Here is a 276-nt window from a genome sequence, read left to right as displayed (position 1 = left end):
CAGCCAGCCCTGTTATTACGGCACGGCCTAAGCCTGTGATCCGGGTATGGAAAATTGAGCGGGGCGCTTCACTCAGACAGGGGTTTGAACAGTGGGCGTCACAGGAGGCTTGCCCGCCAGGCAGGCCAAGATGGTCTGTGAAATGGGATTCGGCCACTGACTATCCTATTGACGTTACCCTGACCTTCAATGCTTCAAGCTTTGAGGACGCAACAACTCAACTGTTCAGCCTCTGGCACAGAGCACAGGTGCCACTGTTCGTCAGCGGCTACCGGC

The 276-nt window shown here is 56.5% G+C and carries 1 protein-coding gene; it reads left to right on the top strand.

The window, feature by feature from the left end; genetic code table 11:
* Positions 1-35 precede the first annotated feature (35 nt).
* Positions 36-276 (top strand): TcpQ domain-containing protein (locus SB773_RS31515; protein ID WP_410594240.1); only part of this gene is annotated, 241 nt, incomplete at its 3' end.

The sequence above is a fragment of the Bacillus sp. SIMBA_074 genome, assembly GCF_046534555.1.
In the GTDB taxonomy this organism is placed as follows: domain Bacteria; phylum Bacillota; class Bacilli; order Bacillales; family Bacillaceae_G; genus Bacillus_A; species Bacillus_A mycoides.
The sequence above is the reverse complement of the archived record's forward strand: the minus strand, read 5'-3'. Positions and strand labels throughout refer to the sequence as shown.